Source organism: Neomesorhizobium albiziae (assembly GCF_900114255.1).
In the GTDB taxonomy this organism is placed as follows: Bacteria; Pseudomonadota; Alphaproteobacteria; order Rhizobiales; family Rhizobiaceae; genus Neomesorhizobium; species Neomesorhizobium albiziae.
This window is the reverse complement of the sequence record NZ_FOSL01000010.1, coordinates 85,850-103,060: the sequence shown is the minus strand read 5'-3', so window position 1 is coordinate 103,060 and position 17,211 is coordinate 85,850. Positions and strand designations below refer to the sequence as shown.

General features: G+C 64.4%; 19 protein-coding genes. 12 read left to right on the top strand and 7 right to left on the bottom strand.

Translation table 11 applies throughout. From position 1 onward, the window contains the following. Positions 1–35 precede the first annotated feature (35 nt). The gene (locus F3H98_RS17065) at positions 36–293 is read left to right on the top strand and encodes a BQ00720 family protein (RefSeq protein ID WP_149761356.1); all 258 of its coding nucleotides are present in this window, start codon (positions 36–38) and stop codon (positions 291–293) included. A 249-nt stretch (positions 294–542) separates the two neighbouring features. On the opposite strand, the gene ptsN is transcribed toward F3H98_RS17065, so the two are convergent. The 6 genes from ptsN to lptC form a co-directional block, all read right to left on the bottom strand. Then, positions 543–1,007 (bottom strand): PTS IIA-like nitrogen regulatory protein PtsN, encoded by a 465-nt coding sequence (gene ptsN / locus F3H98_RS17060; protein ID WP_149761355.1) that lies wholly within the window; start codon positions 1,005–1,007, stop codon positions 543–545. Between the two features lie 72 nt (positions 1,008–1,079). Continuing rightward, on the bottom strand, positions 1,080–1,658 hold the full coding sequence (hpf, locus tag F3H98_RS17055) for a ribosome hibernation-promoting factor, HPF/YfiA family (RefSeq protein WP_149761354.1): 579 nt from the start codon (positions 1,656–1,658) through the stop codon (positions 1,080–1,082). A 246-nt stretch (positions 1,659–1,904) separates the two neighbouring features. Then, positions 1,905–3,434, bottom strand: a complete 1,530-nt coding sequence (gene rpoN, locus F3H98_RS17050; protein WP_149761353.1) for an RNA polymerase factor sigma-54 — start codon at positions 3,432–3,434, stop codon at positions 1,905–1,907. A 226-nt stretch (positions 3,435–3,660) separates the two neighbouring features. Next, on the bottom strand, positions 3,661–4,464 hold the full coding sequence (lptB, locus tag F3H98_RS17045) for an LPS export ABC transporter ATP-binding protein (RefSeq protein WP_149761352.1): 804 nt from the start codon (positions 4,462–4,464) through the stop codon (positions 3,661–3,663). Further along, the gene (locus tag F3H98_RS17040) at positions 4,464–5,024 is read right to left on the bottom strand and encodes an LptA/OstA family protein (protein ID WP_149761351.1); all 561 of its coding nucleotides are present in this window, start codon (positions 5,022–5,024) and stop codon (positions 4,464–4,466) included. The genes lptB and F3H98_RS17040 overlap by 1 nt, the downstream gene beginning before the upstream one ends. Continuing rightward, positions 5,011–5,748 carry an LPS export ABC transporter periplasmic protein LptC gene (gene lptC, locus F3H98_RS17035; RefSeq protein WP_244621754.1) on the bottom strand — a complete coding sequence of 246 codons (738 nt, stop codon included), beginning with the start codon at positions 5,746–5,748 and terminating at the stop codon, positions 5,011–5,013. The genes F3H98_RS17040 and lptC overlap by 14 nt, the downstream gene beginning before the upstream one ends. A 394-nt stretch (positions 5,749–6,142) precedes the next feature. Between lptC and sppA the strand changes: the two genes are divergently transcribed. From sppA to lhpI, 4 genes are all read left to right on the top strand, one after another. Beyond that, on the top strand, positions 6,143–7,108 hold the full coding sequence (gene sppA, locus F3H98_RS17030) for a signal peptide peptidase SppA (protein WP_149761350.1): 966 nt from the start codon (positions 6,143–6,145) through the stop codon (positions 7,106–7,108). A 57-nt stretch (positions 7,109–7,165) separates the two neighbouring features. Next, positions 7,166–7,450, top strand: coding sequence for an integration host factor subunit beta (locus F3H98_RS17025; RefSeq protein ID WP_149761349.1), 285 nt, complete (start codon positions 7,166–7,168; stop codon positions 7,448–7,450). Between the two features lie 142 nt (positions 7,451–7,592). Then, entirely contained in the window at positions 7,593–7,931 is a 339-nt protein-coding gene (locus F3H98_RS17020; RefSeq protein ID WP_149761348.1) for a LapA family protein, read from the top strand. Between the two features lie 174 nt (positions 7,932–8,105). Next, positions 8,106–9,071, top strand: a complete 966-nt coding sequence (gene lhpI, locus F3H98_RS17015) for a bifunctional Delta(1)-pyrroline-2-carboxylate/Delta(1)-piperideine-2-carboxylate reductase (RefSeq protein WP_149761347.1) — start codon at positions 8,106–8,108, stop codon at positions 9,069–9,071. Between the two features lie 133 nt (positions 9,072–9,204). On the opposite strand, the gene F3H98_RS17010 is transcribed toward lhpI, so the two are convergent. Further along, positions 9,205–9,882: an HAD family hydrolase gene (locus tag F3H98_RS17010; protein WP_149761346.1), complete on the bottom strand. Its 678-nt coding sequence runs from the start codon at positions 9,880–9,882 to the stop codon at positions 9,205–9,207. Between the two features lie 150 nt (positions 9,883–10,032). On the opposite strand from F3H98_RS17010, the gene F3H98_RS17005 reads away from it, so the two are divergent. The 7 genes from F3H98_RS17005 (at position 10,033) to F3H98_RS16975 (ending at position 17,108) form a co-directional block, all read left to right on the top strand. Next, positions 10,033–10,515: a DUF1772 domain-containing protein gene (locus tag F3H98_RS17005; protein WP_188130448.1), complete on the top strand. Its 483-nt coding sequence runs from the start codon at positions 10,033–10,035 to the stop codon at positions 10,513–10,515. A 105-nt stretch (positions 10,516–10,620) separates the two neighbouring features. Further along, positions 10,621–11,019, top strand: a complete 399-nt coding sequence (locus F3H98_RS17000; protein WP_149761344.1) for a DoxX family protein — start codon at positions 10,621–10,623, stop codon at positions 11,017–11,019. A 113-nt stretch (positions 11,020–11,132) separates the two neighbouring features. Then, entirely contained in the window at positions 11,133–12,188 is a 1,056-nt protein-coding gene (locus F3H98_RS16995; RefSeq protein WP_149761343.1) for an RsmD family RNA methyltransferase, read from the top strand. A 43-nt stretch (positions 12,189–12,231) separates the two neighbouring features. Next, a complete protein-coding gene (locus F3H98_RS16990) occupies positions 12,232–13,086 on the top strand; it encodes a TrmH family RNA methyltransferase (RefSeq protein ID WP_149761342.1) in 855 nt (284 codons plus the stop codon). Between the two features lie 20 nt (positions 13,087–13,106). After that, complete coding sequence (lspA, locus tag F3H98_RS16985) at positions 13,107–13,574, top strand: signal peptidase II (protein WP_149761447.1); 468 nt, start codon at positions 13,107–13,109, stop codon at positions 13,572–13,574. A 162-nt stretch (positions 13,575–13,736) separates the two neighbouring features. Next, on the top strand, positions 13,737–14,729 hold the full coding sequence (gene acuI, locus F3H98_RS16980; RefSeq protein ID WP_149761341.1) for an acrylyl-CoA reductase (NADPH): 993 nt from the start codon (positions 13,737–13,739) through the stop codon (positions 14,727–14,729). Between the two features lie 87 nt (positions 14,730–14,816). Next, positions 14,817–17,108 (top strand): ATP-binding protein, encoded by a 2,292-nt coding sequence (locus F3H98_RS16975; protein WP_149761340.1) that lies wholly within the window; start codon positions 14,817–14,819, stop codon positions 17,106–17,108. Positions 17,109–17,211: the final 103 nt, after the last annotated feature.

Sequence of the window (17,211 nt, the reverse complement as noted above, 5' to 3'; positions counted from 1 at the left end):
TGGTCTAGACGACGGCCCCGCAAAAGGAGGCTTAAATGACACGCAATGAAGCAAGACCTGCAGTCACGCCGGCGCAGCTCGCCCATCTCGGCGAAGGCACGGTGGCATATCTGCGCGAAATGGGTAGCGACGAGCTGATGGGCAAGTTCCCCGGCCTGCCGCAGATCGAGCCTGGCACCCGGCTGTGGGCGCTGTTCGGGGCCAACGGCCAGCCGATCCTGTTGTCGGACGAACGCGACCGCGCGCTTGCGGGCGCTTTCGAGAACGATCTTACCCCAGTCGCCCTGCACTGAGAGCCCTTTTGCAAACTCTACTGCGGCGGCCAACTGACGGCGTTTTCTGCGCTTCCGGTGCTCACGTACTATAAGTACGCTCCGCTCCGGTTCTCGAAACCACCGCCATTTGACTCACCGCAGCGAGTTATCAAACAGCCTCTACGCATTTTGCAGCTGGGCGAAATCACAAATGCGGCTGAACAACAGCCGCTCCCCAAATGACAAAGGGCGGCAATGCCGCCCTTGAAAGCCATATCCTGAACGCGATCAGGCGGCATGCGATGCCGGGGTCGACGCCAGGAAGGTGTGGATCGCAGCGGCGTCCTTGGTGCCGCGGATCTTGGCCACCGTATCGGCGTCGCGCAACACCCGTGCGATGCGCGACAGCGCCTTCAGGTGATCGGCGCCCGCGCCCTCCGGCGCCAGCAGCAGAAACACCAGGTCCACCGGCTGATCGTCCAGCGCTTCGAAGTCGACCGGCTGGTCGAGGCGCGCGAAAACCCCGGTGATGCGTTTGACGCCGGCAAGCTTGCCGTGCGGAATGGCGATGCCGTTGCCGACGCCCGTGGAGCCAAGACGTTCGCGCTGCAGGATGGTGTCGAAGATTTCCCGTTCCGGAATGCCCGTGGTCGCCGCAGCCTTTTCCGAGAGCATTTGCAGGAGCTGCTTCTTGGAGTTGGCCCTCAAGGCCGGCAGGATTGCCGTAACCTCGATCAGATCGCTGAGATCCATTCTTCTTGTATCCTTTGCTCTGCCCGTTTCCGCCGCTAGGCCCCACCGCCCCGCGGTCCGGTAGAGAGTTGTCTATCCCTTGGCCGTCACGTTCGACGGATCGATCCAGCCTATGTTTCCGTCGGCCCGGCGATAGACGATGTTGACGTGATCGTTTCCGGCGTTGCGGAACACGAAGACGGGGCTGTCCTTGGTGTCGAGTTCGATGACGGCCGAAGCAACCGACATGGTTTTGAGCGAAACCGTCGATTCGGCCACGATGGCGGGAGCATAATCTTCCGGCACCTCGTCCTCGTCGTCGCCGACGGCCGCCACGACCGTATAGGCGATGTCCGTGGAATTGCCGTTGGCGCCGGTTCCGTGTGACTTCAGCTTGCGCTTGTAGCGCCTCAGCCGGGTCTCGAAACGGTCGGCGGCGGCCTCAAAAGCGGCGGTCGGCTCCTGGGCATCGCCGGTCGCCTGCAGCGCCATCCCGGAATCGAGATGGATCATGCAGTCGGCGGTGAAGCGGGAGCCCGACTTGACCACATTGACACGGCCCGAAAAGCCGCCGTCGAAATATTTTTCGATGGCTTCACCGATCCGGCCTTCAATGCGGGTCCGGAAAGCGTCGCCGATTTCCATGTGTTTTCCCGATATGCGCAGGCTCATCTGAAAACTGACCTTCCTGTTCAGACTTCAAACCGTTTGGAGTTTATACCCGTGGCCGGAGCGCACAAGGTTTCCGGCGATCTCAACGCCGCTTTTTAGGTCCGAACTTTTCCGGTTGATAACAATCCCGTCTCCAGGACGGTTCCCTGCATGGACCGCAGAGGCCCGTCTCATGCGGGCGGGCTTCTAGTCACTTCGGCAGCGCTTGTCAATGAAGCCGCCGGATACCCTGCGTAAGGCGGGCGGTCAGCGCCCCGCCGACGCCAGCGCGCGTTTCTCGCGCCGGCGCTGCACCGAGGACGGAATATTCATTCCTTCCCGATACTTGGCGACAGTGCGGCGGGCGATGTCGACGCCGTTCTTCTTCAGGATATCCACAATCGCGTCGTCGGACAGGACATCGACCGGCCGCTCAGCCTCGATCAGCTCGCGGATGCGGTCGCGCACCGCTTCCGAGGAATGCGCATCGCCGCCTTCGGCGGACGCGATCGCCGCGGTGAAGAAAAAGCGCAGCTCGAACACGCCGCGCGGGGTGAGCATGTACTTGTTGGCGGTGACGCGGCTGACCGTCGATTCATGCATGCCGATGGCGTCGGCCACGGTGCGCAGGTTGAGCGGGCGCAACTGCCTGATGCCATGGACGAGGAAGGCGTCCTGCTGGCGCACGATCTCGGAGGACACTTTCAGGATGGTCTTGGCGCGCTGGTCGAGGCTGCGGGTGAGCCAGTTGGCGTTCTGCAGGCATTCGGCGAGAAAATCCTTCTCGGCCTGGTCCCTGGCGTGGCTGGAAACATTGGCGAAATAGACCTGGTCGACGAGCACGCGCGGCAGCGTGTCCGGGTTGAGCTCGACGGCCCAGCTGCCGTCGCTTGCCGCCTTCACCAGCACGTCGGGCACGATCGTGTCGGCGCTGCCGCCCGAAAACGCCATGCCCGGGCGGGGGTCCAGCGCGCGGATTTCGGCCAGCATGTCGAGCAGATCTTCCTCGTCGACGCCGCAGATCTTTTTCAGCGCCTGGAAATCGCGCCGCGCCAGAAGGTCCAGATTGCCGACCAGGGCCCGCATCGCCGGGTCGAGCCGGTCGCGTGCGATGAGCTGCAGCGCCAGGCACTCGGCCAGATCGCGGGCGAACAGGCCAGGCGGATCGAAGCCCTGGCAGGTCGAAAGCACCGCCTCGACGGCGGTCTGCTCTATGTTCAGCCGGCTGGCGATGTCGGCGATCTCCGCGCGCATATAGCCTGCCTCGTCGAGGCCGTCGGCAAGTTCGCCGGCAATCAGCCGCGACGCCGGATCGGCAAAGCCGAGCGCGATCTGTTCGCCGACATGGTCGCGCAGCGTAATCGCCGAAGCGGCCATGTCTTCGAGGTCGAAAGCCCCGCCGGAGCCGCCGGAACCGCCGCTTGCCGCCGCCGATTTCCATTGCGCCGTGAGGTCGGGGCCGAGCCGGTCGCTGGTGCCGGGATCGTCCGGGAAGATGTTTTCGAGCGAGGTGTCGAGCTTTTCCGACATCGCCTCGGCGCTCCAGGGCCGCTCGGTCTCGGTGAACCAGTCGCTTTCGCCGCCGTCCGCCTGTTGGGGCGCTTCCGGAGCCGGCTCGGCCGGGCCTTCATCGCGCTGTTCGACGCGCTCGATCAGCGGATTGCGCTCGATCTCCTCGTCGACGAAACGCTCGAGTTCGGCATGGGTGAACTGCAAGAGACGGATCGACTGCAGCAGTTGCGGTGTCATCACCAGCGACTGCGATTGGCGGAGCTGCAATTTGGCTGCAAGCGCCATTTCTAACCGAAAACCCCCGACTGACACGGCGCGAAACCGGTTCCGCGCGATTGTTAAGCGGGATCATACAAACTGGCCCGGCTTTTGCTTGTCAAGGCGGACTTAGTGCGCAAACCCACTGCCGGCGCGCTGTTTCCCGGGCAAGCGGCCGTTAAAATCGCAAAACCGCGAGGAATCGGGCAAAATTTTGCGGAAGATGGAGATTTCGCCGGACGGTCCGGCCGTCTCAGAGGGTAAAACCCTCGCCGAGATAGAGGCGGCGGACGTCGGGATTGGCGACGATCTCGGTCGGCAGGCCGTGGGCCAGCACTTCACCGGCGTGGATGATGTAGGCGCGGTCGATCAGGCCGAGCGTCTCGCGGACATTGTGGTCGGTGACCAGAACGCCGATGCCGCGCTGGGTGAGATGGCGCACCAGCTGCTGGATGTCGGCGACGGCGATCGGGTCGATGCCGGCGAACGGCTCGTCGAGCAGCATGTAGCTGGGTCGGCTTGCCAGCGCCCGGGCGATTTCGAGGCGCCGCCGCTCGCCGCCCGAAAGCGCGATGGCCGGCGACTTCCTGAGATGGGCGATATGAAACTCGTCGAGCAGGGCGCTGAGGTTGGTTTCGCGCTCCTTGCGGCTCTTTTCGACCACTTCCAGCACGGCGCGGATGTTGTCCTCGACCGTCAGGCCGCGGAAGATCGAGGCTTCCTGCGGCAGGTAGCCGACGCCGAGGCGGGCGCGGCGGTACATCGGCATGGCGGTGACATCGAAACCGTCGATCTCGACCTTGCCCTGGTCGACGGGAACCAGGCCGGTGACCATGTAGAAGCAGGTCGTCTTGCCGGCGCCGTTGGGTCCGAGCAGGCCGACGGCCTCGCCGGCGCGAACGCCGAACGACACGCCGTTCACCACCTGCCGGCCCTTGTAGCTCTTGGTCAGGCCGCGCGCGATCAGCGTGCCTTTCAGCTTGTCGGCATGGAGCGGAGGCGTCGCCGGCTTCCTCGCGGAACCCAGGCGCGAAAACAGGGGTATGTCTGCCGCCATTACTGGCTCTGCTGCTGGGAACTTGGCGTCAGCAGCGTCTTGACCCGGCCGCCGCAGCCGCCAAGCTCGGCAAGGCCGGTCTTCATGTTGGCGGTAAGGCTGCAGCCGGTGAGGACATTCTCGCCCTCGGTCAGCACGACTTCCTTGCCCGTGAGGTTCAAGATCTCGGTCTTCATGTCGAACGAACCCTTGTCGCCGGTGGCGGTCTGGGTTTCCGATTTCACGAACACCTTGTCCTCGACCTCGAGCCGGTCGATGTTGGCCGAGCCGGTGGTCGCCGACCCACCGCCGTCCTTGGCGTAGTAGACGGTCATCTTGCCGGCCTTGAGCAAGGTGGGGCCCTGCACGACGCTGACATTGCCGCTGAAGATCGCCATCGAGTCCGCCTCGCGGACCTCGAGCTTGTCGCTTTCGATCTGGATCGGCTGGTCGCCGGAAAGCTTCAGGCCCCCCAGCCGGCCCTGCTGCTGGTCCTGCGACAGGGCGGGACCCGCGGCCATTGCCGCCAGCATCAATCCGAGCAGGACAGTCTTGGCCGAGTGTCGATCAATTCGCGGCATTGGTCCCTCCGTCTGCCTGTTGCCCGGCCTTGACCTTGTCGGGGCTGAGTTGCATGCGCACCCGCTTCTCGAATACCAAAACCTTCCCGTTTTCAAGGATGATCATCGAATCGGCAGTAATATTGGTGCCCTTGAGCGCTATATCGACAGCGTCCGTGGTCTTCAAATCCCCCTTGCCGATATCGATGAACGCCGATTTCAGCTTGGCCACCATGCCGTCGGTGGTGGTGACAACGATTTCGCTGGGGATGTCGAGCGTGTTCTTGTCGCGGTCGTAGGTGCCCCGGGAGGCGCCGATCGTGGCGACGTTCTTGTCATCCACCGGCAGCTTCGCGTCGATGTCCTCGAGTTCGATGATCCCGGTCGAGGTCAGGTTCTGCAAGGCGCGGGACGCCTTCATCGAATAGGGCAGATTGTCCTTGGTGAAGCCTTCCAGCTTGGGGCTGGCCATCACCAGCTTGCCGTCGGAAACCGCGGAACTGGAAATGTCGACGTCGACCCCCTTGGCAGGGCTCGAAACATAGGAATAGCCGACAAAGCCGAGCGCCATGACTGCCGCCACGGAAGGCAGGACGACCTTTAGCCATCGCACCCGGCGCGAATGATGCTGCGCCTGATGAAATTCCGCCACCCGGGATGCGTTGTCCGGCTTGGTTACCCGCTGCGGCATTTTCGGCCGATTGCGGGAGTTGTCTTCCGGTTGTGTTGCGGCTATCGCCATCATGAACCCGGCTTGCTGGCGGCCGCCCACGCCGCGTTGAAAACTGACACTTCAAGGTCGAACAGCATATAGAAATCCTGCCCCGCCCGAAACAGGGGGGTTGAACAACGAATTTTTCCAGCTCCGGGGAAGCGGCTTACGCCTTCCGGTTGCAGGTCCCGCCATTATTGCCGCCGGACATGCGCGAGCATTGCGGACTTTCCGGCGGTCTGTCGCCCCGCGCATCTGTTGCACTGCAATATGGTAATTTTTGGATAAGCGGCTGTTCTGACGTGCGAATGCCTGTTGCCGGCCTTGCCGCGGATCCGCCGTTGCGGCATCCGCCCGATTGCACGGAACGGCTTCAATATGTCCGGATCATGGTCTACAACCGGTTCTCCGCGTTCAGGAAACAGCCATGGCCCTCCGCGCCGACGACATCATCGACCGCCGCAGACTGCGGCGCAAACTCACTTTCTGGAGGATCGCCGCCATCGTGGTTGCCGCGCTGGCGATCGGCGCGGTCTCGTCCTGGCTCTACGGCGAGGAGTTCAGGAGCAGCACCACAAACCACATCGCCAAGGTGAAGATCGAAGGCACCATCACCGAAAACGAGGAACTGCTGGAGCGGCTCGAGCGCATACGCAAGTCGCCGGCGGTGAAAGGTGTGATCCTGTCGATCGATTCCCCCGGCGGCACCACCGCGGGCGGCGAAGCGATCTTTGACCAGGTGCGACTGCTTGCCAAGGAGAAGCCGGTGGTCGCCCAGGTCGGCACGCTGGCCGCCTCGGCCGGCTACATGATCGCCAGCGCCACTGACCACATCGTGGCGCGCAAATCCTCGATCGTCGGCTCGATCGGCGTCCTGGTGCAGTTTCCGGACCTTACCGGGCTGATGGACAAGGTGGGCATCAAGCTCGAAGAGGTGAAATCGTCGCCGCTGAAGGCGGAGCCCTCGCCGTTCAACCCGACCACCGAGGAAGAGCGCGCGATGATCCGCAGCATGATCCTCGACAGCTACGACTGGTTCGTCGGCATCGTCGCCGATCGGCGGACGCTGCCGCGGACCGAGGTGATGACGCTTGCCGACGGTTCGGTGTTCACCGGCCGCCAGGCGCTCAGCAGGAAACTTGTCGATTCGCTTGGCGGCGAACGCGAGGCGATCGAATGGCTGGGCACGAAGGGGGTGGACAGCAAGCTGAAGGTTATCGAATGGGAACCGAAGAGCTCGCGCGGCGGCTTCCTGTTCGCCAACGCGCTGGCGAAGTCGCTCGGCCTGCCGGAATATGGCGCCGATCTCCTGAAGGAACTCGGCGTCGACCGTATCTTTCTTGACGGTATGTTGTCGGTCTGGCACCCTGAGAAGGCCGTTTTGACCGACTGAAAATCGAATAAAATCATCCTCATACTAAAAATAAGACACATTCGCAGGGGACGAAGTATGATCAAGTCAGAACTTGTACAGATTATTGCCAACCGCAATCCGCATCTCTTCCTCCGCGACGTGGAGAACATCGTCAACGCGATTTTCGAAGAGATCACCGAAGCGCTTGCCGATGGAAACCGGGTCGAATTGCGGGGCTTTGGCGCCTTCTCGGTGAAAAACCGGCCGGCACGCACCGGGCGCAACCCGCGCACCGGCGAATCGGTCGAGGTCGAGGAAAAATGGGTGCCGTTCTTCAAGACCGGCAAGGAGCTGCGCGAGCGGCTGAACGTCGAAAACTAGAGCATCGGACCGAAAAGTGCGAAGGGGTTTCGAAAAACCCGATGCTGAACAAAGGATGGAGCAGCGAAGGCGATTCTTTTGGCATTCGCTGCTCCAGGACACGCGCCGGCGGCCCCTCCGCCGGCCGATAGTGGAAGTTGAAATGTACAACCGTTTCCTGCTTGTCGTGGTCTTCGTGCCACTGGCCGTCATCCTGATCGCGCTGGCGGTCGCCAACCGCGGCCCGGTCGCCTTCACCCTCGACCCGTTCAATCCCGGCAATCAGGCGCTGACGCTGCAAATGCCGCTGTTCGTGCTGCTGTTTGCCGCACTCGCCGTCGGGCTGATCGTCGGCAGCGTCGCCACCTGGCTGAAGCAGGGACGCTACCGCAAGCTGGCGCGGCAGCGCGGGCAGGAGGCGCAGATCCTGCGCGATTCGGTACAGCGCAACGCCTCGCAAGCCACCGCGCAGACACAGGCGATCACCAGGCACAACGCCTGACAACGGGATTAGAGCGCCGCGCGTCCTTTGGACGCTCGAAAGCATTTTTGCAGCCAACTGGAATCATTTGGCATCCGCATAAATGCGGTAAAACAAGTAGTTAGAGCGAGTTACCGGTTCTGAAAGAACCGGAACCGCTCTGGGACGGTAGCCGGAACTTCTGGGGGACGACGAATGTTCATGATTTCGGCCGAAGCGGTCGACCGCGCGCTGACTTTTGGCGGCCTGGTCGAAACATTGCGCACGGCGTTTCGTGACGGCGCGGTGCAGCCGGTGCGTCACCACCATACCGTCGAGCGACCGGATGGTGCTGCTTCGACGCTTCTCCTGATGCCCGCATGGACCGACTTCAACGCGGCCGGCACGTCCGCCAACGGCCACATCGGCGTGAAGGTGGTGACCGTTTCGCCCGACAACAACGAAATCGCCAAGCCGGCCGTGATGGGGCTCTACCTGCTGCTCGACGGCAAGACCGGCGAACCGCAGGCGCTGATCGACGGGCAGCGGCTGACGCAATGGCGCACCGCCTGCGCCTCCGCGCTTGCCGCCTCCTATCTCGCCCGCGAGGATGCTTCCCGCCTCCTGATCATCGGCGCCGGCGCGCTGGCGCCCTTCCTTGCCAAGGCGCATTCGGCGGTGCGTCCGATCCGCCAGATACGCATCTGGAACCGTACCTTCGCCAACGCCGAAAAGGTGGCGGCGCAACTGAAGGCCGAGGGCTTGGAGGTCGAGGCGGCGGCCGATCTCGAGCAGGCGCTGGGCGACGCCGACATCGTCTCTTCGGCGACGATCGCCACCACGCCGCTGGTCAGGGGCGCGCTGCTCAAGCCCGGAACCCATGTCGATCTGGTCGGCGGTTTCGCGCCGGGCATGCGCGAGAGCGACGATGACGCGATCCGCCGCGCCCGCGTCTATGTCGACACACGCGCCGGCGCCACCAAGGAGGCCGGCGACATCGTCCAGCCGCTGGCGTCGGGCGTGCTCAAGCCCGAGGACATCGTCGCCGACCTGCACGAACTGGCGCGCGGCCAAAAGAAGGGCCGCGGCGGGGCAGACGAGATCACCCTGTTCAAGTCGGTAGGGGCGGCGCTGGAGGACCTGGCGGCGGGCATTGAGGTTTTCAGGCGTTTCGAAGCCTAGAGCGGTTCCGGTACTTTCAGAACCGGTAACTCGCTCTGACTGTCTGTTTTGCCGCATTTATGCTGACGCCAAATGATTCCATTTGGCTGCAAAATGCTCTGAGATGCCGGCCTAATCTGAATCTCAACACACCCTACGCAGCGCGCCTGAATTTTTCGACAGCGTCCGCCAGACCGGCATAACGGTCGACGATGATGTCGGCGCCGCTGTCCACAAGAATGTCGGCGTGGCCGTCGAGGCAATGGCCGCCGGCGGTGAGGCCGATGACCTTCATGCCTGCCGCCTTGCCGGCCAGCACACCGTTGGCGCTGTCTTCGATGACCAGGCAGTCGGCGGGATCGACGCCCATCGTTGCCGCCGCATGAAGGAAAAGGTCGGGCGCCGGCTTGCCATTGGTCACCATGTCGGATGAGAAGATGTGCGGCCCGAAAAGATCGATCAGCCCGGCGCGCTGCAGCTTCCACCGCAGCCGCGGCGACGGCGTGCTCGAGGCGACGCAGCGCCGCATGGCGATGGCGTCGATGGTCTCATACGCGTCCGGCAACGCCGCCAGTCCCGTCTCGATTTTCGCCACCGCGAATGCATGCAGCCGGTCGAAGAAATCCGCCGGCAAGGCCTTTCCGATGCTGGCCACGACGGCCGGTTCGAGTTTCTCGCGCCACATGCTGGGAGAAAGCCCCATGAACGCCTGCATGTAGGGGCCGCGCTCGAAGCTGGCGCCGATGCCGGCGAGGAATTCCAGTTCGGCGGCGATGTAGATTTCCTCGCTGTTCACCAGCACGCCGTCGCAATCGAAAATGATCAGGTTCATTTAGAGTTCCGAGTCCTGGAGTCCGATCTGGAGAGATGCCGCTGCAGCAGGCTGGTCCCTCTTAAGCAAACACGGCGCGGGCGGAAAGTCCGCATCATGCCGCGGGGAACGTAACCCCCGGGCAGCCGTTTCCTAGCGATGGAAATGCGCGTGTCCTTGTTCCTGTGGGCGGTTCTCACCGCCACAGTCGCCGCTCTCAGTCTCGGGCCATCGTTCGCCCATGTGCTGGAATCGGTGCCGCGCCTCACCCAGTGGTCGCCGGAGCTGTGGCGCGAAACGACCGTGTTCAACGCCCAGTTCCGGCTTTTCGCGGCCGTCGGCGCCCCGCTCGACATATCAGCCATCGCCTTTCCCGCGGTGCTGGCGCTGATCCTTCACAACGACCGCCGGGCATTCCGCTGCGCCATCGCGGCGGCGTTCCTTTACGCGATCGCTCTTGCCGCGTGGTTCGTGCTGGTGGCGCCGGCCAACGGCGTCCTGTCCACCTGGACGCCCGGGCCGATCGCGGCGAACTTCGAAGCCATCCGCTGGCGCTGGGAGGTAGGTCACATGGTCGTGGCCGCCCTGAAGCTGGCGGGCTTCATCGCCCTTGCCTGCGCGCTGCTTTCGATACGACGTCCCCCTCGCGCCTGACTGCACGCAACGCTCATGCGACGCTCGCGACCGGATGGGCTTTGGCAGGTGGCATTTTCGTCCTATTGTCGCCGCGGATCATCGCTGCAATGAAGGCAGGAGCACATGGTTGAACCGGATACCCAGACGGCTACGGTCTCGACAAATGTCCGCATCGGACGCGTCGTAACTGCCCTGGTTGCGTTGTACCTGCTCTTCGACAGCAGCATAAGGCTCCTGAAAATGACTGCCGCCGTGGAAGGAGCCCAACGGCTGGGTTACCCCGAGAGCCTGATTGTCGGTATCGGGATAATGGAGTTGGTCTGCGTTGTCCTCTATCTGATTCCGCGCACCGCCGTTCTTGGCGCGATATTGCTGACCGGCCATCTCGGCGGCGCGGCCGCCGCCATTGCGCGCCTGGAAAACCCCTGGTTCCTTTTTCCCATCGGCCTGGGCGTGATGGTCTGGGGTGGACTTTTCCTGCGCGATAGCCGCTTGCGCGCGCTCATCCCGCTGCGCGCCTGACGGCAGGCCGCATCGGAGCCGGCGCCGCCAGCGCCAATGCGACGCGCCCCGCTTTGTTGCACGACCGGGTGGGCTGTGGCAGAAGCGGCCTGCATCGCCGGAGATCGTTTTTCTTGAAACCCACGCGCGACAAACGCCGCGACCAGCGTACGCCGCCCGACCGCCGGGCCGCGCCCGTCCAGCACGGCAAACGCAGGGACGAGCAGCAGGCGCCGGTTCACACCACCGAGCCTGCGGCGAAGCCGCGCCAGCTCACCCGCCGCGATGGAGCCCTGCCGGCGGAACGGCTGCCGCTGATCCTCGAAGTGGCGCCGAACCGGGATTATGCGCTGATCGACAGCGGCGATGGCGAGAAGCTGGAGCAATACGGGCCCTATCGCATCGTGCGGCCTGAGGGACAGGCGATCTGGCAGCGCGCATTGCCGGCGCGGGAGTGGAACGCGGCGGACGCCATCTTCACCGGCGACACCGACGAAGAGGGCCTGGGCCGCTGGCGCTTCCCCAAGACGCCGCTCGGCGAGACCTGGCCGATGAAGCACGACGGCATCGACTATCTCGGGCGCTTCACTTCATTCCGACATGTCGGCGTGTTTCCGGAGCAGGCATCCCACTGGGATCACATGGCCGGGCTTATCGAACGGGCGAAACGGCCGGTGAAAGTGCTCAATCTGTTCGGCTACACCGGACTGGCGTCGCTGGTCGCGGCGCGCGCCGGCGCCGAAGTGACGCATGTCGACGCCTCCAAGAAGGCGATCGGCTGGGCGCGCGAGAACCAGGAGATGGCGGGGCTGGCCAGCAAGCCGATCCGCTGGATCTGCGAGGACGCGATGAAATTCGCCGAGCGCGAGGAGCGCCGCGGCAATGGCTACGACATCATCCTGTTCGACCCGCCCGCCTATGGCCGGGGGCCGAAGGGCGAGGTGTGGCAGCTGTTCGAGGACCTGCCGGCGCTGGCCGATATCTGCCGCTCCATCCTGACGCCGAAACCGCTGGCGGTGGTGCTTACCGCCTATTCGATCCGCGCCTCCTTCTTTGCCATCCATGCGCTGATGCGCGACACATTTGCCGGCATGGGCGGCGCCGTCGAATCCGGAGAGCTGATCATCCGCGAGAAGTCGGCAGGCCGCGCGCTCTCCACCTCGCTGTTCTCGCGCTGGGTGGCCGCATGATCCCGAACCGGTTTTCGGACGAGACCATGCGCGGAGAAAGCACATGAGCGAGCATCGCACGGGCGCGCCGGGCCGGGTCAAGGAGGTCACCAGCCTCGCAAACCCGCTGGTCAAGGACATCAAGGCGCTGGCGCTGAAGAAATTCCGCGACAGCCAGAACGCTTTTCTCGCGGAAGGCCTGAAGCTGGTCATCGACGCGCTCGATCTCGGCTGGTCGATCAAGACGCTGGTCTTCGCCAAGACGGCGATCGGCAACGCGGCGGTGGAGAAGGTGGCGGCGCGCACGGTTGCCGCCGGTGGGACGGTGCTCGAAGTCTCCGAAAAAGTGCTGACGGCGATCACCCGCCGCGACAATCCTCAAGCGGTCGTCGGCGTCTTCGCGCAACGTTACATGCCGCTGAAGGATATCCGCCCGGAGCGGAACGACGTCTGGGTGGCACTGGACCGGGTGCGCGATCCCGGCAACCTCGGCACGGTGATCCGCACCGTCGACGCAGTTGGCGCCAAGGGCGTCATCCTGATCGGCGAGACCACCGATCCGTTTTCGCTGGAAACGGTGCGGGCGACGATGGGCTCGATCTTCGCGGTGCCGATCGCAAAAGCCACGCCGGAGGCGTTCATCGCCTGGCGCAAGGGCTTTCACGGCCTTGTCGCCGGCACCCATCTGAAGGGCGCGGTCGACTATCGCAGCGTCGAATTTTCCAACCGCCCGGTACTGCTAATGATGGGCAACGAGCAGCAGGGCCTGCCCGACAATCTCGCCGAAATCTGTGATCGGCTGCTGCGCATCCCGCAGGCCGGACGCGCCGATTCGCTCAACCTGGCGGTGGCAACCGGCGTGATGCTGTTCGAGATCAGGCGCAGCGCCCTGAAGCTCGACCCGGAGGCCAGAGCGTGAAGGCAAGAACCTGGGGCTGGATGGCGGCACTGCTTTCGCTGGTGGTCGCAGTCGACCAGTACATCAAATATCTGGTCGAGACCCGGCTGGAGATGCATGTGCAGGTGGATGTGCTGCCGTTCCTAGCGCTGTTTCGCACCTACAACACCGGCGTCGCTTTCTCGATGTTTTCCTCGATGGGCGACAAGGGGCTGATCCTGCTTTCGCTGGTGGTCGTCGCGTTCGTGCTCTATCTCGCGTCGCGCACGACAGAACGCCAGGTTCTGGCGCGGATCGGCTTCGTGCTGATCGTCGGCGGCGCCGTCGGCAATCTGATCGACCGGTCCGTCTACGGGCACGTCATCGACTACATCCTGTTCCACACGCCGGGGTGGTCGTTCGCGGTCTTCAACATGGCCGACACGTTCATCACCATCGGCGCCGGGTTGGTGATCCTCGAGGAGTTTGTCGGCTGGCGCCGCGACCGGGTAAAACCATCGAACGATTGACCCGGGGCGTGTTGATATTCAGCCGACCTGCAAATGGCGGCTTTCTGCGCTTGCCGGTGCTCGCGTACCAAATGTACGCTCCGCTCTGGTTCTCGAAAGCCGTAATTTTCGGCGCGGCCGGACCTGAATCTCAAATACACCCCTAAGCGCTGGGAGAAGAAAATGCCGGAAGAAGCCTTCAAAGCCATCCTGGTTTCGCGTGACGAGGACAAAAAGCAGTCGGTGGCCGTGACGGAGCTGACCGAGGCCGACCTGATGGACGGCGATGTCACCGTTGCCGTCGAGGCGACGACGGTCAACTACAAGGACGGGCTGGCGATCACCGGCAAGGCGCCCGTGGTGCGCCGCTTCCCGCTCATTCCCGGCATCGACTTCGCCGGCACCGTGACGGCCTCGGAGAACGAGGAGTGGAGGCGTGGCGACAAGGTGGTGCTGAATGGCTGGGGCGTCGGCGAGACGCATCACGGCGCCTACGCCGGCAAGGCCCGCGTCAAGGGCGAATGGCTGGTGCCGCTGCCGGAGGGCATGAGCGCCCGCGACGCCATGGCGGTGGGCACGGCAGGTTATACCGCGATGCTTTCGGTGATGGCGCTGGAGCGCCACGGCATCACGCCGGACCGCGGCCCGGTGGTGGTGACGGGTGCCGCCGGCGGTGTCGGCTCGGTCGCCGTCGCGATCCTGTCGAAGCTCGGCTACCATGTCGTCGCCTCGACCGGCCGGCTGGCCGAGAGCGACTACCTCAAGGAACTGGGCGCCGCCGAGGTCATTTCGCGCGACGAACTCTCCGGTCCCGCCAAGCCGCTCGCCAAGGAGCGCTGGGCGGGCGGCGTCGACGCGGTGGGCAGCCATACGCTGGCCAATGTCCTGTCGATGACGTCTTACGGCGGAGCCGTCGCGGCCTGCGGCCTGGCGCAAGGCATGGACCTGCCGACGAGCGTTGCGCCCTTCATCCTGCGCGGCGTATCGCTGCTCGGCATCGATTCGGTGATGGCGCCGCGAGCGCTGCGGCTTGAGGCATGGCGGCGGATCGGCAGCGATCTCGACCATGCGAAACTCGCTGCACTTTCGACGACGGTTCCCTTCGACGGCATCATCGACGCCGCCCGCGATATCGTCGAGGGCAAGGTCAGGGGCCGGGTGGTGGTGGAGATGTAAGGTGCGCCGGCTGCAATTCGGCTGGCCCCTAAAATTGTAGCGATCCGCCAAAAGCTTCCCTAATGCTTGGCAGATTAGGGTTTTCGCATGCTGGCGAAATCCCGGTTGGACGGACAGAAATCGCATGGGGGTCATGCGCCCGGCGCCATGCCGGATGCGCTGGAGCGCATTGCGATCGCGCCGCCGCCGCTGGTTGCCGAGATGGCGCGGGGCAAACCGCGCGTTGCGCACATCCTGCTGGTCGGCGCGGTCTTCACTGTCGCCGGCCTTTCGTATCTGAGCAGCGCGCCGTTGTTCATCAGCGCGATACTGGCGCTGATCGGGCTGGCTGGCCTGGGGGCAATCGCGCGGTCGCTTCGCGCCGAGGCAAAAGCCGCTGCCGCTGTCGATGAAAATCTGGTGCGCGGCCGCGCAGAGTTCGAAAAGCTCGCCGACCGCGTGTGGGAATTGCAGGAAAGCGAGGAGCGCTTTCGCGGGCTGATCGACGCGCTGGGCGACCTTGTGGTGCACCGCGACCGCGAGGGCCGCATCGTTTACGCCAACCGGGTTTTTGCCGACCTCGTCGGTTTCGAGCAGCAGCGGCTGTTCGGGCAAACGCTAGCCGAGATCGGCGTCGATGTCGGCGTGGTTCCCGACGCCGCCTTCTCCGACGGCGAGTGCCTGAGTTCCACGGACGTGGCGATCCGCACGCCGCAAGGGCTGCGCTGGTTTTCGTGGATCGAACTCTCGGTTCGCGACAAGCAGAACGATGCCGTGTCGCATCGCGCCATCGCGCGCGACATCACCGCGCGCAAACGCGCCGAAACCGCGCTGATCAGCGCCCGCGAAAGGGCCGAATTTGCCAGTCAGGCCAAATCGCGCTTCCTGGCAACGGTGAGCCACGAAATCCGCACGCCGATGAACGGCATCATGGGCATGGCCAAGCTTTTGGCCGACACGCAGCTCTCGCCCGAACAGTGCACCTATGTCGGCGCGGTCTCGACGTCGGCTTCAGCGCTTCTCGCCCTGATCGAGGATCTGCTCGACTATTCCAAGATCGAGGCGGGCCGCGTCGACCTCGAGCAGCAGGCGGTTTCGCCGCGCGCGCTTGCCGAAAGCGTCGTCGAACTTTTGGCCTCGAAGGCCTTCGCCAAGGATATCGGTCTCGGCTGCCATGTGGCTCCCGACGTGCCGGCGACCATCGTCGCCGATCCCGGAAGATTGCGACAGGTGCTGATCAACCTCGTCGGCAATGCGGTGAAATTCACCGACGCCGGCGGCGTCTTGGTCGCGGTGACGGCGGCAACGACGGACAGCGGTCCCGTGGTGCGGTTTTCCATAGCCGACACCGGACCCGGCATGGAACAGGACGATCTCGACCGCATCTTCCAGGAATTCGAGCAGGCCGACGGCACCTCGACACGCAGGCATGGCGGCGCCGGCCTCGGCCTGGCGATCTCCAAGCGCATCGCCGATGCGGTGGGCGGAACGATCTCGGTGTCCAGCGCGCCCGGCAAGGGATCGGAATTCGTCCTCGAAATCCCGGCGACGGACGCAGTGGCGACAACCGTCGAGCGTGCGGGGGCACTGGACGGACGCCATGTCGTGGTGGTTTCGCAGAACGAGGCCGAGGCCGAGGCGATCGCCCGCACCGTGCGCGCCCATGGCGGCAACGCCGAAATCGCCGGCACCGCCGCACTTGCCGCAGCTCATGCGGGCCATTGCGACACGCTGTTGGTCGACGCGGCGCTCGAACGGACCGATGGCCGCTTGTTGCGGCGTCTGCGCAACCTGGGGCTTGCCGGCGCCGAGGCGGTGACGCTGATCGCGCCGACCGACCGCGGCATGCTCGGCGAATTCCGGGCGGGCGGCTACACGACTTTCCTGGCGCGGCCGGTGCGCGGCGAAACGCTGATCCGCGTGCTTTTGACGACGCCGGCCAACGTTGCCGCACCTGCCGGCTCCGACCGGCCGCAGCCCCGCCGGGAAGCGGTTTCCAGGAGCTTTCGCCGGCGCGAGCTGTCGATCCTGATCGCCGAGGACAACGACATCAACGCCCTTCTGGCGCAGGCGACGCTGACCAAGGCCGGCCACCATGTGGATGTCGTGGGCAACGGCCGCGCGGCCGTCGATGCGCTGACCGCCGCCGCCGGGCACCGCTACGACCTGGTGCTGATGGACCTGCACATGCCGGTGCTGGACGGGCTCGACGCGATTTCGGCGATCCGGCGCTTCGAAGAGGAAAGGAGCCTGCCGCCGGTGCCGATCATGGTGCTTTCGGCCGACAGCCAGGAAAAGACCCGGCATTCGGTGCTGGCCCACGGCGCCAGCGGCTTCGTCACCAAGCCGCTAGACCCCGATCTTTTGGTGCGCGCGGTCGAGGACCAAGTCGCCGCCTGAAACCGGCAAACTATTGCCCGGCTGAACGCTTCACGTTACTGTCATCCTCCTGTTGCACAGTCCTTCTATCCCCGCGCCCAGATGGCTCGTAAGGAGAATCACC